Annotated in this window: 14 protein-coding genes; 6 read left to right on the forward strand and 8 right to left on the reverse strand. The window is 69.8% G+C overall.

Annotated features, from left to right (window positions below):
* Window positions 1-446 precede the first annotated feature (446 nt).
* From ACXKR8_RS24415 to ACXKR8_RS24430, 4 genes are all read right to left on the reverse strand, one after another.
* On the reverse strand, window positions 447-773 hold the full coding sequence (locus ACXKR8_RS24415) for a hypothetical protein (protein WP_458266705.1): 327 nt from the start codon (window positions 771-773) through the stop codon (window positions 447-449).
* A gap of 310 nt (window positions 774-1,083) precedes the next feature.
* Window positions 1,084-1,296: a hypothetical protein gene (locus tag ACXKR8_RS24420; protein ID WP_458266706.1), complete on the reverse strand. Its 213-nt coding sequence runs from the start codon at window positions 1,294-1,296 to the stop codon at window positions 1,084-1,086.
* A gap of 1 nt (window position 1,297) precedes the next feature.
* A complete protein-coding gene (locus ACXKR8_RS24425) occupies window positions 1,298-2,071 on the reverse strand; it encodes a hypothetical protein (RefSeq protein WP_458266707.1) in 774 nt (257 codons plus the stop codon).
* 213 nt (window positions 2,072-2,284) lie between these two features.
* On the reverse strand, window positions 2,285-2,479 hold the full coding sequence (locus ACXKR8_RS24430; RefSeq protein ID WP_458266708.1) for a hypothetical protein: 195 nt from the start codon (window positions 2,477-2,479) through the stop codon (window positions 2,285-2,287).
* 227 nt (window positions 2,480-2,706) lie between these two features.
* On the opposite strand from ACXKR8_RS24430, the gene ACXKR8_RS24435 reads away from it, so the two are divergent.
* The 5 genes from ACXKR8_RS24435 to ACXKR8_RS24455 all read left to right on the forward strand — a co-directional run bounded on the left by ACXKR8_RS24435 (window position 2,707) and on the right by ACXKR8_RS24455 (window position 8,310).
* Window positions 2,707-3,057, forward strand: coding sequence for a DUF3159 domain-containing protein (locus ACXKR8_RS24435; protein WP_458266709.1), 351 nt, complete (start codon window positions 2,707-2,709; stop codon window positions 3,055-3,057).
* 25 nt (window positions 3,058-3,082) lie between these two features.
* On the forward strand, window positions 3,083-3,658 hold the full coding sequence (locus tag ACXKR8_RS24440) for a PadR family transcriptional regulator (RefSeq protein ID WP_458266710.1): 576 nt from the start codon (window positions 3,083-3,085) through the stop codon (window positions 3,656-3,658).
* The gene (locus tag ACXKR8_RS24445) at window positions 3,655-4,383 is read left to right on the forward strand and encodes an ABC transporter ATP-binding protein (protein ID WP_458266711.1); all 729 of its coding nucleotides are present in this window, start codon (window positions 3,655-3,657) and stop codon (window positions 4,381-4,383) included. The genes ACXKR8_RS24440 and ACXKR8_RS24445 overlap by 4 nt, the downstream gene beginning before the upstream one ends.
* Entirely contained in the window at window positions 4,380-6,776 is a 2,397-nt protein-coding gene (locus ACXKR8_RS24450) for an FtsX-like permease family protein (protein ID WP_458266712.1), read from the forward strand. Before ACXKR8_RS24445 ends, ACXKR8_RS24450 begins: the two co-directional genes overlap by 4 nt.
* Window positions 6,777-7,011: 235 nt before the next feature.
* Window positions 7,012-8,310 carry a COG4705 family protein gene (locus ACXKR8_RS24455; protein ID WP_458266713.1) on the forward strand — a complete coding sequence of 433 codons (1,299 nt, stop codon included), beginning with the start codon at window positions 7,012-7,014 and terminating at the stop codon, window positions 8,308-8,310.
* 346 nt (window positions 8,311-8,656) lie between these two features.
* Here the strand turns inward: ACXKR8_RS24455 and ACXKR8_RS24460 are convergent, their stop codons facing one another.
* From ACXKR8_RS24460 to ACXKR8_RS24475, 4 genes are all read right to left on the reverse strand, one after another.
* Window positions 8,657-10,042, reverse strand: coding sequence for an ABC transporter permease (locus tag ACXKR8_RS24460; RefSeq protein ID WP_458266714.1), 1,386 nt, complete (start codon window positions 10,040-10,042; stop codon window positions 8,657-8,659).
* On the reverse strand, window positions 10,039-10,983 hold the full coding sequence (locus tag ACXKR8_RS24465; protein ID WP_458266715.1) for an ABC transporter ATP-binding protein: 945 nt from the start codon (window positions 10,981-10,983) through the stop codon (window positions 10,039-10,041). The genes ACXKR8_RS24460 and ACXKR8_RS24465 overlap by 4 nt, the downstream gene beginning before the upstream one ends.
* A gap of 125 nt (window positions 10,984-11,108) precedes the next feature.
* The gene (locus ACXKR8_RS24470; RefSeq protein WP_458266716.1) at window positions 11,109-13,829 is read right to left on the reverse strand and encodes a PKD domain-containing protein; all 2,721 of its coding nucleotides are present in this window, start codon (window positions 13,827-13,829) and stop codon (window positions 11,109-11,111) included.
* Between the two features lie 262 nt (window positions 13,830-14,091).
* Window positions 14,092-14,325 carry a hypothetical protein gene (locus ACXKR8_RS24475; RefSeq protein ID WP_462099835.1) on the reverse strand — a complete coding sequence of 78 codons (234 nt, stop codon included), beginning with the start codon at window positions 14,323-14,325 and terminating at the stop codon, window positions 14,092-14,094.
* A 366-nt stretch (window positions 14,326-14,691) separates the two neighbouring features.
* Between ACXKR8_RS24475 and ACXKR8_RS24480 the strand changes: the two genes are divergently transcribed.
* The gene (locus tag ACXKR8_RS24480; RefSeq protein ID WP_458266718.1) at window positions 14,692-15,048 is read left to right on the forward strand and encodes a PRC-barrel domain-containing protein; all 357 of its coding nucleotides are present in this window, start codon (window positions 14,692-14,694) and stop codon (window positions 15,046-15,048) included.
* Window positions 15,049-15,110 lie beyond the last annotated feature (62 nt).

Below are 15,110 nucleotides of genomic sequence, written 5' to 3' on the forward strand. Positions count from 1 at the left end.
CCCGTATGCGGAGGTACGCCGGACGACTCTTCCGGAAGTCCAAGTCGCCCACCGATCCCAAACTACTACGTGGTGTAGCAGCAGTAGGAGTGCTCCGTTGGCACCGCGGGGTCGCGGGACTACGCGAACAGCGACGCACCAGTGCGCCCGGGCCGCTCAGCATCGGTCGGACCAGCGGCGTCCCCTCCACGGAGGCGAGGCCGTAGGCGAATCGCGGCGCCCGCCAGAACACCACCCCGGGCCGGCCCCGCAGCACGCCCTGGGCCCGGCGGTACCGCGCTACTCGCCCTGATCGCGCGGACCGCGCGCTGCGATGAGAGCGGCCCCGACGGCGAGGGCTGCCCCCGCGCACAGGGAGGCGCCCAGGTCGTGGCCGGGGCGCGCGGGCCAGATCCACGGTGTACGCCAGGCCTGCATCAGGGCGAACTCGGCGACCACGGTATGGCTCAGCGGCCCGACCCAGGCGAGTGCGCCGCCGAACAGGACGGCCGACAGCAGGCCGATGCCGCACAGGCCCGCGACGCCGCGCAGCAATTGTCCCGGACCCCTGGGAGTTCTCCGCCGGTCGCCCCGACAGCCAGTGCACCGACCGCGACCGCCGTCAGGGCCAGGGCGGTGAGCAGCCGCAGATACGCCAGCCGGCTGCCGGTGCTGCGTTCGCTCTCGCCGAAGGGACTGCGGGCCGCGACCGCGACCACCGAGGCGGCCGCCGCCTGGACCAGCAGCACCAGCTGCTCGGCGGTCGCGCCGTCGCCCCTGGCCCAGGGCAGCACGGGACGACCCGCAGCGCGATCCCGCAGCCGGCCAGCGCCGCCAGCGCTCCTGGGACCTGGCGGCTGAGCAGGTGCAGCAGGACCAGCCGGGCAGCGCTCCCCCAACGCCGGTCACGGCCGACGGTGGGGCCCGCGGTGGTCAGTGCGGTCACGGCAGCTGCTCCAGGGTGATCCGGCCGGCGCGGAGGTCGGCGAGGTGGGCGGCCAGCCAGGCGTGCCGGGCTGCGGCCGGCAGGGCGGCGAAGCGCTGCCCCGCGGCGTAGACCAGGCCACCGGGGCCGGGCAGGTCGGCCGGTGCGGTGTGGACGGCCTACAGCACGGCCAGGCTCTCGGCAGAAACGCCGGCCGCTGCCAGCAGGCCCTCGGACACCGCCTGCTGTGCCTGCCCGGCATGGCCGATCAGGCTGTCGACCACCGGCGCCGCCACCAGCGGCAGCACCTCCGCGCCGAGGTGCGCGGTGCTGGACCACAGCTGGGCCGAGGAGCAGCAGGATCCGGGCGGCCCCTGGGGGGTCCCAGCCACATCACGCCGTCGTAGCCGATGTCGAAGGAGACCTGCGCCACCGGGGGCGTCCCGGTGATCTGGACCGTGGCCAGGTCGGTGTGCTGTCCGGAGTCGGCGACCTGGCTGAGTCGTACGGGCGCGCCCGGCAGCCCGGAGACTTCGCGCAGCAACGGGTCCAGGGCTGCGCTGATCGCCGGGAGGTAGCGGCGGTAGACCGGGTGGAGGCAGACCGGGACCTGGGTGACGGAGCAGAGGGGGGTGTAGCGATGGGACGGTCATCAGCGGCGTCGTGCAGGGCCGGGACGGACACTCCGGTGGCGGTCGCCTTCGCGGTGGCGACCAGGACGGAGGCGGTCGCAGAGGCGGCCAGGCCGACCGCGACCAGAACGGCTGCCGCCCGGCGCAGCCCCGGGCTGCCGCACACCCGCTGCACCCCCAGTAGTCCCAGCGCCACCACGGTCAGGCCGCCCAGGAACAGGATCCTGGTGATCGACAGATCAGGCAGGTACGGGGAGAAGACACCCGCGTCGGGCCGGAGCGCCTCCAGCGAGTACGCGGGCGAGGTGGTCGGCGACAGCAGGGCGTAGGTGCCGCCGTTTCGTAGGGTCTGCCGCAGCACCAGGGCGACCACGATCGCCGCGAGTGGCGCCGTGAAGCGGCTGGGCCGCAGCACCCCGGCGGTGAACCCCACGGCGCCGAGCGCGACCACGGCGACCTCGCTCACCGCGACCGGCCACCACTGTGGATCGCCCGACGCCCCCTGTGCGGCGGTCACCGCGTAGAGCACGCCCACGCAGAGCAGGTTGCCCAGCAGCGCTCAGCAGATGCTGGCCGCGCAGGCGGTGAGCCGGGCCGCCCAACGTGGCAGCGCGGTGATGTCCACCTGCTCGGCGTCGTCGTCCATCACCACCCCTATTGCGCCGTAGCCGCATTCGGTTCACCACTACACGACGAAGCCGGACTCCTGAGGAAGTCCGGCTCCAGCAATGATGCGGTGCGAGCTGAGTCAGTGCACCGGCAGCACTTTGACGTCATCCACGCGGACGGCATTCAGCGACTGGGGGTTGAGGCCGAGCAGGGCCAAGAGGGTGGGCGCGATCTGAGTGGTGCGGACCGGGGTGGAGTCGGTGACCTGGTCTGGGATGCCGGCGCCTGAGACGACCCGGGAGACGTTCAGTCGCCGCCGTGGTCGCCGCCGCACGCGGCGCCCCTGCCGATGCCGCCGGTGCAGACCACCCCGCACCCCGAGCGCCACCTGGGCTTGACGCCGGAGTAGTGCACCAAGACCGCGCTGGCGTCGACCTGGTCAGGCCGCCGAGGGTCTAGGACTGACCGCCTTGTCGATGTCGGCGCCGGTGCCACTCCGAGCCGCCGGATGCCTCTTGGCGAAGTCGGTGGCGGCCTTGGACGGAGTCTGCAGAGGTAACTGTGTTCGACCACCCCGTATACGTGCTGTGGGAGCGGTCGACCCGGTTCCGGCGGATCTGGCGGGTGTCCACCGCGATCTGGGCTGCGGCGATGCTCCTCGACGGCGCGGCCCGGGTGGTGATGGCCTACACCCTGCCGGTGGACGCCGTCCCCGCCCTCGGAGCAGTGCTGTGGCCGGTCACCCTGGTCCTGCGCCAGGTGGTCAACGGGGTGTACTACGAGGTGGCGGGGCTGTGGCAGATCACTCGCCCGCAGCCGCTGGCCCCCCGACATCCGGAGCCTGACCCGTCTTTTCCGGCGCTTCCTGTCAAGGCCTTGCCGGGCTCACTGTTATACCCAGTATATTACTGAGTATACAATCAGATGGAGGGGAGTCATGAGCATCCGGCACGCCCTGTTGGCCCTGCTCAGCGAAGGGCCGAAGTACGGCCTCCAGCTGCGTCAGGAATTCGAGGACAGAACCGGCGACGTCTGGCCACTGAACGCCGGTCAGGTCTACACGACCGTGCAGCGCCTGGAGCGCGACGGCCTGGTCGAGTCGGAGGACGACGCCGAGCCCGGCCCGCAGAAATGCTTCCAGATCACCGCCGGGGGGCGGCAGGAGCTGTCCACCTGGCTGCGCACCCCGCCGGACGACGGTCCCCCGCGCGACGAACTGGTGATCAAGGTGCTGGTCGCACTGCGCGTCCCGGGCGTCGACCTGGCCGAGGTCTTCCAGGTCCACCGCCGCCACCTGATCGAGACGATGCGCCAGTTCTCCCGCCTGAAAGAGGACGCCGCCGAGAACGACGTCAGCCTGCTGCTGGTCGCCGACGCGGAACTGTTCCGGCTGGAGGCCGCCGTCCGGTGGCTCGACGCCGCCGAGGCCCGCCTGGGCCGGCTGGAGCTGCCGGTCACCGCTCCGGCTCCTGCAGCTCCCTACGCACGACCCGTCAGGAAGGCGAGAAGATGAGCACCGTTCTGGAACTGAGGGACGTCACCAAGGTCTACGGCACCGGCCCGGGTCAGGTCCGCGCGCTGACCGGGATCGACCTGGCGGTGCGCACCGGCGAGATGATCGCCGTGATGGGCCCCAGCGGCTCGGGCAAGAGCTCACTGCTGACGATAGCGGGCAGCCTGGAGGAGCCCACCAGCGGCGAGGTCCTGGTGGAGGGCCGCTCCCTCGCGGGCACCTCCCGCGACGAGCGGGCGGGCCTGCGCCGCCGCAGCATCGGCTACGTCTTCCAGGACTTCAACCTGCTGGCCGGGTTTACCGCGCTGGAGAACGTCGCCCTCCCGCTGGAACTCGACGGCCGCAGCGTGAGGAAGGCCCGCGCCGCCGCCCTGGAGGCGCTGGCGGGCATGGACCTGGCCGACCGCGCCGCCTCGTTCCCCGACGAGCTGTCCGGCGGTCAGCGTCAGCGAGTGGCCATCGCCCGCGCCCTGGTCGGGGAGCGCCGGCTACTGCTCGCCGACGAGCCCACCGGCGCCCTGGACTCCCTCAGCAGCGAGTCGGTGATGCGGCTGCTCAAGGCCGCCTGCAAGCGCGGCGCGGCGGCGGTCGTGGTCACCCACGACGCCCAACTGGCCTCCTGGGCGGACCGAGTGGTCTTCCTGCGGGACGGCACGATGATCGACCAGACCTCGCCCCTGGCCGGCCCCGAGTCGCTGATCAACGGAACACAGGCCCGCTCATGAGCGCGGGCGGCGGCCTCGGCGCGCGCCGGGTGGTGCTGCGCTGGGCCTGGCGGATGTTCCGCCGCGAGTGGCGTCAGCAGATCCTGGTCCTTGTGCTGATCTCCGTCACCTCCACGGCCACGGCCTTCGGCGTCAGCGCCGTCTACAACGCGGCCGCCTCTGACACCGCCGCCTTCGGCACCGCCACCGAGTCGACCACCCTGACCGGCCAGCGGCTGCGCGACCTGGCCACGACCATCGCCGACTTCCGCGCGCACCTGGGCGCCACCGAGGCCGTCGGGCACCGGCCGATCCCGATCCCCGGCGCGGTCAACACCCTGGACCTGCGGTTCCAGGACCCGCACGGGCCCTTCGGCGCCCCGCTGCTGCGACTGCGCTCCGGCGCCTACCCCACCGGGGCCGCGCAGGTCGCCCTCACCCGCGGCGTCGCCAGCGCCCAGAACGCAGCCGTCGGGTCGAAGGTGGAGCTCGACGGGCACTCCTACACCGTCACCGGGATCGTCGAGAACCCGCAGAAGCTGAACGACCAGTTCGCCCTGGCCCCGCCCCAGGACATGGCCGCGGCGACCTCCGTGACCCTGCTGACCGCAGCCCCCGTCGCGGTGTTCGAGGCGTTCCGCAGGGGCAAGAACCTCCAGTACAGCGAGCGCGGCACCGACACCCGCCCGCTGGCCGCCCTGGGCACCCTGGGCTTCGCGACCGTGGCCATGCTGCTGGTCAGCCTGGTCGCGGCGGCCGGCTTCGCCGCCGTCGCCCACCGGCGGCTGCGCCAGATCGGCATGCTCGCCGCCGTCGGCGCCCGTGACCGCCACCTGCGGCTGGTCCTGGTCGCCCACGGCGCCATCGCCGGAGCCCTGGCCGCCGCCGTCGGCACCGTCGCCGGCCTGGGGCTGTGGCTGGCCACCGCCTCCAGCTTCGAGACCCACGCCGGCCACCGCATCGACGCCTGGAACATCCCCTGGCCGCTGATCGCCCTGACCGCCCTGGTCACCATCGCCACCCCGGCCCTCGCAGCCTGGTGGCCCGCACGCGCCATCGCCCGGATCCCGACCACCCAGGCGCTCTCGGACCGCCCCCCACGTCCCACCGCCCCGCGCCGCTCCGTCGCCGGAGGACTGCTCCTGCTGACCGGCGGCGTGCTGGCCCTTGTCTTCTCCTCCCGCGACAGGCCCGCCCTGATCGTCACCGGCATCGTCGCGCTGGTCGCCGGCATGCTGCTGGTCAGCCCCGGCGCCATCCGTGCCGTCGCCGTGCTCGCCGCACACACCCCGGTGGCCCCGCGCCTGGCGATGCGCGACCTCGGCCGCTACCAGGGGCGGTCCGCGGCCGCGCTCGCCGCGATCAGCCTGGCGCTGGGCATCCCGGTCGCCGTCATGGGCGTCTCGGCCATCGCCCAGGCCCATGTCGGCGCGGGGACGCTGCCCGCCACCCAACTGCTGATCAGCACCGGCATCGACCCGGGACTCGTCCACGACACCACCCCGGACCAACTCGCCCGGATGCAGCAGGCCGTGACCACCTACAGCGCCACACTGGACCACGCCACCACCGTCCCCCTGCAGGTCGCCTACGACCCGGGCGCCCCGATCGAGTCGGGCCAGGCCGGCGGACCGGGCGGCCGACCCGCCGTCCAACTCGGCGCCCGCACCGGGTCGAACACCTACAAGGGCTACGTCCTGTACGTCGCCACCCCCGCCACCGCCGCCCACTTCGGCCTGCACCTCTCCCCCAGCGACAAAGAGGTCCTGACCCCGCACACCGGCACGCTGTACCTCATCGGCACCACCGCAGGCATCCCGGTCGCACGGACCCAGGCCATCCCGCGACCGGTCTACAGCTCCGACCCCGACTCCTTCCTCACCGAGGCGGCAGTGGCGCAGCACGGCTGGCAGACCGCCCAGACGGGCTGGCTGCTGCAGAACTCCCAGCCACTGACCGCCGCCCAGATCAACGCCGCCCGCGCCATGGCCATCGACGCGGGACTGGTCATCGAGTCCCGCGACATCGCCGGCTCACTGCTGCCGCTGCGCCTGGGCGCGGTCGGAGCCGGAACCCTGCTCGCGCTGGCCGTGCTGGGCATGACCGTCGGCACCATCCGCGGCGAAGCCACCGCCGACCTGCGCACCCTGACCGCCACCGGCGCCTCCCGCCGCATCCGCAGGCAGCTGACCGCCACCACCTCCGGCGCCCTGGCCGGGACGGGAACCGTGCTGGGAACCGCCTGCGCCGCCCTGGGCCTGCTCGGCGTCTACCACGACGACCTCGGCTCACTGCGCCAGGTCCCGCTCGGCACACTGGCCGCCTTCGCCGTGGGCGTCCCCCTGCTGGCGCTCCTGGCCGGCTGGCTGCTGTCCGGCCGCGAACCGGACACCATCGCCCGCCGGTTCGAATGACCCCCCTCCGCCCAACTCCGTCCGCCGGGGCGGAGGACGGGACGCCCTCCGCCGGGGAGGAGTCCGGTGAGAGTCGACTCGCGCGCGGTGCGGCCCACTGCTTCCGGCCGCACAGGCTTCCCCGCTGGTAGTGCGCGCAGGCCAGGGGCCTGTGCCGTGGTCGGCACGGTATCCAGAGACCAGGAGGCTGCGGTTCCGCCACTGTCTACATGCTTGTAGACGATAGTCTCCCGGCATGACGACATCGACGACGACCACCACTTCCAGGGGCGTCCCCGGAAGCCGCCTGCTGAACAAGGTGCCCGAGGTCACGCTCTGGTTCTGGATCATCAAGATCCTCTGCACGACCGTGGGCGAGAGCTTCGCCGACTACATCAACACCACGCTGGGCTTCGGCCTGACGAACACCATGCTGCTGTTCACGGCCGTCTTCGCGGTCGTGCTGACCGTCCAGGTCCGCACGAAGCGCTACAGCCCCTTCCCGTACTGGCTGACCGTGGTGGTGGTCAGTGTCACCGGCACGCTGTACACCGACATGCTCACCGATCAGCTGCACGTCCCTCTGTGGCTGAGCTCGACGGTGTTCTCGGTCCTGCTGGCCCTGGTCTTCGGGGTCTGGTGGTGGCGCGAGAGGACCCTGTCGATCCACAGCATCACGACCTTCCCCCGTGAGGCGTTCTACTGGCTGACCGTTCTGGTGACCTTCGCGCTGGGCACCGCCACTGGTGACTGGACACTGGAGCTGACCAACTGGACGCCCGCGCAGTCGGTGTTCCTGCCGCTGGGCCTGATCGTGTCGATCACCGCGCTGTGGAAGTTCGGCGCCAACCCTGTTCTCTCGTTCTGGCTGGCCTACATCCTGACCCGCCCGCTCGGTGCCAACATCGGTGACTGGCTCGCCTCCCCGAAGGTCGCGGCCACCCCCGGTGACCCGGTCGGACTGGGCCTGGGCACCTTCGCCACGAGCCTGATCTTCCTCGGCGCGATCCTGGCGACGGTCACCTACCTGACGATCAGCCGCAGCGACGTCGCCGAGACCTACGAGGTGACGCACGAGCCGTCGACCACCACCAACACGCGCAAGGAGCGCATCGCGCTAGGAACCTTCGGCGTGATCGCCGCCGGTACCGTCGCGCTGATGATCTGGGCCCACAACCAGCCCCACGTCACCTGCGACCCGACCGGGCAGAGCGAGACGATGCCGGCCTGCCCCACCGCGGCCCTGACCGGCAACCAGACCACCGCGGCAGTGGCGAAGTACGAGAACCTCACCCAGACCGCGATCACCCAGGACCGGACCGCAGCGGCAGCAGCATCCCATACCACCGTGCAGAAGATGCGCGACGACTGGGACGCCGACTCCACCTCCCTGCAGGCGGTCAACCACACGACCTGGACCCTGCTCGACGACCAGGTGGACGCCGTCCTCAAGGCGTACGCCATCGACCACGGCAACATCCAACCCGCCTCGGCAGTGGAGCAGGAGAAGCAACTCAGCCTCCTGCTGGGCGACTTCCAAAGCCACCGCTTCTGAGCCGCCCGTCCCCGTCCAGGATCTCGCGAGACCTCACACATCTGCCCGGGAGAAGCGGCCCGGCGCCGGCCTCTGCAAGGCGCCTGGGGATCCCTCGCTGCACTCGGGGGGCAAAGGGAAGTGGGGGTCCTGCTCGACCTTGGTCAGGACCCCCACCCCTCAAGCCTACTGGCCTGCCACGGCAGGCCGGACTGCTGTGTTCGGACACCTCGCGGTGGCCAGGTGCTGCTCAGCGGCTGTAGCGGTGAACGCTACTGCTTGCCTGCTGGCTCGCCGTGCGATGCGGTCGAAGCTGATGGACGGCCGCTGGTTGGGCCTCAGGGATGCCGCCGCCGCCACGCGGTGTTCATCCGGGGAGCAGGTCGACGTTGCCGTCGAACTGCCAGAGCGGGTTCGGCACCGCTCTTCCCCCGCTGACGATCAGGAAGTAGCCGTTCACCTGCACGGGGCCGTCTCCGTCGGCGGTGTACCGCCCGTTCGCGGTGACGTTAAGCTGGTAAATGGCCTGGGCGGTGGCGTTGTAGCCGGGGACGTTCCAGGAGACCGTGCAGCGCCAGTCGTTGCCCGATCCCTCCTGCGCGCCGAGTCCTTCGCTCTTGTCGCAGGCAGCTGATGTCTGCAGCTGCACTTCGGTGACCGGCGGCTGGCGCATCTGCACCTGCTGCATCCGGTAGAGGTGGGCGAACGTCGTGGCCACCGACCGTTGCACCTTGGGCTGGTCGATGCCGGAACCGCCCGCCCCGGTCGTCACCTCGACAAGACCGACCGTTGTGGCCAGTACGCCGACCAGCGGCAGGATGCCCAAGCTCAGCGCCCTGCGTCCGGTGCCGTCGTTGTTGAGGTTGGTGAAGTTCCGGCGGAGGAAGAGCAGGTAGGCCGCTCCCGTCGCGACGACCGCCCAGACGAGACTGACCCCGACGCTGATGAGCAAGGGGCCGAGTTGCCGGGGATCGGCGAAAAGGCCGTTCCAGGAGATGAAGGCGTATCCGGGCAGTGCCAGGCGTACCGGGACCGGCAGTGGCAGCAACTGCGCCACCTGCATCCCGAGGGCGGCGAGCATGGGCAGGATCAGGCCCATCGGGGATCGGCCCAGGGTGACGGACCCGAGCAGCCCGATGGCGGCCAGGGCGAGTGTCGGCGCCAACACGCAGACCCAGGCCAGCAGGACGTTTCCGGCCGCGTCCCCGCCGGAGAGCAGGTGACCGTCCAGCCCGACCAGCGGCTCGTTCCCCTCCGCGAGCAGTCCGCCGAACACGCTGGAGGCGGCCAGGCCTGCCACCAGCAGTCCAATCACGGTGACGCTGGCGATCGCCTTGGCCGCGAAGATACGCCGGTGCGAGCGGACCGCGATGAGCAGATGGCGCCAGGTGCCCAACCGGTCCTCGTAGGCGAACACGTCGCCGGCGACCATCGACGTGATCAGTGGTAGCGCCCACGTTCCGGCGAAGCCGAGCACCACCAACGACCCGGCCCAGCCGGTGGCGTGCATCCACCGGCCGAACAGGGTGTCCGAGGGCAGAGTGCTCTGCTGGTCGACCGCGAGGACCAGGAGGCCAGGACCGATCCAGCACAGCCCGATCAGCAGACGCACCCGCAAGGCGGAGAACTGTTTGACCAACTCGAAGCGGAGGATGCGGGCCACCGGGACCGGGCGCGCGCTCGCTTTCCCAGTCCCGGACCCAGTTCCAGACCCGGCGGCGGGGGCGGGGGTGTCGGCGACAGTCGTGGTCATCGGTCGGCCTCCTGCTGGGTCAGGGCGAGGAATGCGGCTTCCAGCGGTGACACGACGGGGGTCAACTCACGCACCGCGATGTCGTCGCGCGCCATTCGGGCCACGAGTTCGTCTACGTCCGCCACCCGTGCGCGGATGACGATCACGTCGGTGTCCGGTCGGGCCGGGGCGTCGTAGCCGTCGATGATGCTCACGCGGGGCGTTCCGGCCGCGACCGCGCGAGCGCCGGACGGATCCGAGGCGCGCAGCCGGTAGTCGAGTTCCCGACTGTCGTCAGAGAGCTTCGACACCGGTCCGGAGAAGACCACGCGCCCGGCGGCCAGGATGGTGACCTCGGAACACAGCGCCTCCAGATCGTCCATCCGATGGCTGGACAGCACGACCGTGACGCCTTCGGCGGCGAGGCGGCTGAGCACACCGTGCACGTGCTTCTTGCCGAGCGGGTCCAGTCCGTTGGACGGCTCGTCGAGCACCAGCAGCTGTGGCCTGGTCAGCAGGGCTGCGGCCAGCCCCAGCCGCTGGCGCATGCCCAGGGAGAAGCCGCGAACCTTGGCATCGGCGACGTCGGCGAGCCCGACCTGCTCCAATGCCTCTTCGACACCCGTGGCTGGCGCGTCATCAGGGCGCAGCGTGAGGAGTGCGGCAAGGTTCTGCCTCGCGGTGAGAGTGGGGTAGAGGCCGGGACCGTCGACGAACCCGGAGACACCGTCAGGCGCGGCCGGCACGCGTCCCACCGGAGTGCCGAGAATCTCCAGACTCCCTTCGTCGGCGACGGCCAGGCCCAACAACAGGCCGAGGAGCGTGGTCTTTCCGGCACCGTTCGGGCCGACCAGGCCGTGGATCTGACCTTGCGTCATACTCACATCGATATGGTCGAGGGCGAAGACATCACCGAACACTTTGGTGATGCCGCGGCCTCTCACCGCGACGGGTGTGTCCATCCGTTCATCCATTCCTCAGCCGGCGCACCCAGCTGATCCTGAAGAACCCGATCCTGAAGAAACCAACGCGGCGCCGGATGATGCACCGCAGTGCACCATCCGGCGCGTCGTTTGACCAGTCAGCCTCAGTTGACGTTCAGCGCGGTGTCGTCGAGTACGAACGAGGTCTGGTACGAGGCGTCCTCGGCGCCGGTGAACTTCAGGGTCACCTCCTGGCCGGCGTACGCGCCGAGGTTGAAGGTGTGCTGCGTGTATCCGGTGTTGTGGTTGAGGTTGGAGTAGGTGGCCAAGGTGCCCAGGACGGTCCCGGAGTTGTTGAGCACCTGAACCTTGAGGGTGTCGTAGGCGACGGTTTTCGAGGTCTCGGCGGTGTTGATGTGCAGCCAGAAACTGAAGCTGTCGTTGCTGCAGCCGCTGGGCAGGGTGACGGTCTGGGCCATGGTGTCGGTGGTGGTCTTGCCCCAGCCGTCGAGCCAGGCGTCCCAGGTGCCGCTGTGCGGCGGTTCGGTGCTGCTGTTGCCGATCACTTGGACGGGGGTGTGCGTCGAGGTTACGGTCCAGGGCGCGGGGTTGGAGCTGCCGTTCTCGAAGCCCGGGTTGCCGAGCAACTGCTGTGCCTGGCAGCCGGTGCCGGTAGCGGTGGCCGTCGCCTCGTTGCTCGCCGGCCCCTCGCCCACGCCGTTCAGCGCGGTGACGGTGTAGTAGTAGGCCTGACCGGCGGTCAGCCCGGTGTCTGTGCAGGTGTTCACCGCGCCCAGGCCGCTGCAGCCGCCGCTGGTGAGCAGCGTCTCGCCGCCGCTGGTGGTGCCGCGGTACACCTTGTACGAGGTGATGTTCTCTCCGCCGGTGCTGGATGGCGGAGTCCAGCTGAGCCCGACCTGCCCGGTTCCGGCGCTCGCCGTCAGGCCGGTGGGCGCGCCCGGTACCGTCGCTGCGATCGGGGAGGCCGTGATGGTCACCGTCGAGGATGCGGACTTCGCCGGCGAGGCGCTGTCAGTGACGGTCAGCGTCGCGGTGTAGGTACCCGGCGTGCTGAAGGTGTGACTCGGGTTCTGCGCCGAGCTGCTGGTCCCGTCACCGAAGTTCCAGGTGTAGCTGTACGCCGGGGTGCCACCGGTGCCGGTGCCGGTGAAGGCGACGCTCAGCGGCACCTGACCGGAGGTCGGGGTGGCCGAGGCACTGGCCGCCAGCGGGTTGCCGACTGCGCTGACCGTGGTCGTCACCTGCGACGTGGCGGAGTTCGCCGGAGAGGCGCTGTCGGTGACGGTCAGCGTCGCGGTGTAGGTACCCGCGGTGCTGTAGGTGTGGCTTGGATTCTGGGTCGTGCTGGTGGTCCCGTCGCCGAAGTTCCAGCTGTACGTGTACGGGGCCGTGCCGCCGGTGGCAGAGCCGGTGAGGTTCTCCGTCAGCGGTGCGTTGCCGGTGGTCGGGGACCCCTTCGCGCTCGCAGACAGGGGGGTCGAGCCCTGGACCCAGAAGTCCTCGAGCGGGTCGCCGAGCGCGGACTGGTCCGCAGTCGTCATCGGGAAGGTGGACGAGCCCAGGTTGTCGTTCGGGTCGATGACGCCGGAGTGTACGTTCTGCATCGTGCGTTCCATCGCCGCGATCACGTTGCCCGTGGTGTACGCCACGTGCGAGACGTAGTGCTGCTTGACGTAGGTCGGCGACCCGATGACCAGCAGCGGCACGCGGTAGGTGTTGCTGACGTGGTCCGGGCCGTTGTTGCCGTTCTGGGTGTCGTCCTCGGTGACGATGATCAGGGTGTTGTTCTTGTACGTCGGGTTGCTCATGATGGAGTTGACGATGCTGTTCGTCGCGGTGTCGTTGCCGGGGATGTCCTGGTAGGTGCCGGGGTGGTCGTTGAACAGCTCGACGTAGTTGTAGGCCGGCATCCCGTTGGCGTTGATGAAGTTGAGGTAGTCGTTGGAGATCGTGCTGTCGGGGAGGCTCTGGTTCTGGCAGGTGTACTCGTTGGTGTGCAGTTCTTCGGGGATGGTCGTGCCCGGGCGGTTGGGCGGTAGGACCTCGGCCTTGCCGTCGGCGGGGTTCTTCCAGTAGCCGCTGCCGCTGTTGAGCATCCAGTAGATGTCGCCGTTCATGATGAACGTGTACGGGCTGGTGCCGCTACTGGTGCCGGTCGGAGCCGTGCAGGCGTTGGTGCCCTCGTCGGTGGGACCCGAGTCGCTCTTCAGGAAGCGGTCGAACTGGGTTCCGTTCGACGGGTATGACTGCTGCTGGCTGCTGGACGAGGACTGCCCCGAGAACATGAACCAGTGGTTGGGGCCGGACGGTGGCTGGACGCCGGTGCTGTAGGAGTCGGACAGCGAGTAGGTCTTGGCAAGTTGGTGCAGGTTCGGCACGGAGCTGATGTGGTTGGTGCTCTGCACCTGGCCGTTGCAGGTGGGGCTGATGGTGGTTGCGCAGTCGCCCAGGTAGTCGTCGAAGGTGTGGTTCTCCCGGTAGATGACCACGAAGTGCTGGAACGGCGGGAAGTACGGCGCCAGCGGGTTCACCGCGGTGGCGGGCTTCGCCACGACCGTCTGATGGCCACCGGCCTTCCGCACGACGCTCTTGTTGGTGATCTTGAGGTTCTTCGGCTGTGGGAACTTCGCGAACTCCACGCCGGGCGCGGCGAATACTGCGCCGGTGCAGTCGAAGTCGTCGGGTTTGTACGCCTGCGGCCGCTTTCCGACCGGCAGGTTTCTGGCGTTCGTCGGGCTCGTCGCCGGGTTCCATCCCTTCAGCGTGCACGAGCCGACGCCGGTCGTGGGGTGCTTACCAGCCCCCTCGGCCGTGGCCAGCGAGGCCCCCGCCAGTGTGACGGCGGCGACCAGGGCCACACTCACCGATCTTTTCTTCCATTTCCTCATCGACACCCCTCCGCGCATGACCGTACATGGACAGATGAGACGGGTCGTATGGTCCCTGCGAAACGGACGCCGAGCAAGTAGATGCGCGTAGATTCACACCTTGGTGGAATCGGCCCTTCGAGGGAATGCCCGCTGCCGCAGGTTGGCAGCGCGATCATGTTCGGCATAAACGCGCATACCGAAGGGCCGAGGACGGGGACACGCTCCTGGACCAGGACGGGCAGAGCGAACGGCCCTGTCACGTTGTCGAGTGGGGGTCTCTTACCGCGATATGCAGCACCTGATGCTGGAACGAGGCACCGTCGCCGCCTCCGAGGCCGTCTACCGAGCTGAAGTACCCTGCGGCGTGAGCTTGTTCCGCTTTAGCGGACACGTTGCGTGTGTCGGTCAGCGCGTCCGCGCCGTCCAGGTCCAACTCGCCTTCCAGCGCCAGCACGGCGCGCGTTCCCTGCTGCTGTGCCTGGATAGTCAACACTGGGGGCATGGTCCAGGCTCCGTCAAAAGTAGGGAACAGCCTGAGTCGGAGGTGACCCCGCGCTGGTGAGCGGCATGGGACCACAGCATGTCTCCGGAAGCGAACAGGCATGCCCCACCAGCCGATTCCCCCGGCCGATTCCCCCGGCCGGCTGCAGCCCCTTTACCCAGCCGCCGCTTCGGGCGGGCCCTCGACCGGGTGCCTCTGCCGACTCGCCGGGTCCGGCGTAGGAGGTTGTTCAGTGGCGATTCTCGCAGCGGGTGGCATGAGCCGTCCGGAGTGGGACAGGAGACTCACCGAGGCAGCAATCCTACTGTTTCAGTTGATACCAGGTGCTTTCACCTACCGGCGAAGGGTGTTTCCGTGGAGAACGGCATGTGGGCCCACCAGGCGAACTCCGGCTACCAGACCGGCACCGACCTGACCGGCTACAAGGTCGAGGCGACCGACGGCCACATCGGCAAGGTCGACAAGCACTCCCAGGACGTCGAGGCCGGATACATCGTCGTCGACACGGGCCCGTGGATCTTCGGCAAGCACGTCCTGCTTCCCGCCGGCACCCTCACCTCGGTCGACACGCAGAACCAGACCGTCCAGGTCGGCCGCACCAAGGACGAGATCAAGAACTCGCCGGAGTTCGACAAGGACAAGCACACCGGTGACGCCGACTACCACCAGCAGGTCGGCGCCTACTACGACAACGGCATGCCCCACAGCTGACCCACCCGCACATACAGCAGGCGGCGGTCCGCACAGCTCGACTGTGCGGGCCGCCGCCTGCC

Source organism: Streptacidiphilus sp. PAMC 29251 (genome assembly GCF_054208735.2).

Bases quoted from the DNA above. Each gene is read 5' to 3' on its own strand.
- ACXKR8_RS24440 (WP_458266710.1), top strand. From the start codon at position 3,083: ATGAGCATCCGGCACGCCCTGTTGGCCCTGCTCAGCGAAGGGCCGAAG.
- ACXKR8_RS24445 (WP_458266711.1), top strand. From the start codon at position 3,655: ATGAGCACCGTTCTGGAACTGAGGGACGTCACCAAGGTCTACGGCACC.
- ACXKR8_RS24450 (WP_458266712.1), top strand. From the start codon at position 4,380: ATGAGCGCGGGCGGCGGCCTCGGCGCGCGCCGGGTGGTGCTGCGCTGG.
- ACXKR8_RS24455 (WP_458266713.1), top strand. From the start codon at position 7,012: ATGACGACATCGACGACGACCACCACTTCCAGGGGCGTCCCCGGAAGC.
- ACXKR8_RS24460 (WP_458266714.1), bottom strand. From the start codon at position 10,042: ATGACCACGACTGTCGCCGACACCCCCGCCCCCGCCGCCGGGTCTGGA.
- ACXKR8_RS24465 (WP_458266715.1), bottom strand. From the start codon at position 10,983: ATGGACACACCCGTCGCGGTGAGAGGCCGCGGCATCACCAAAGTGTTC.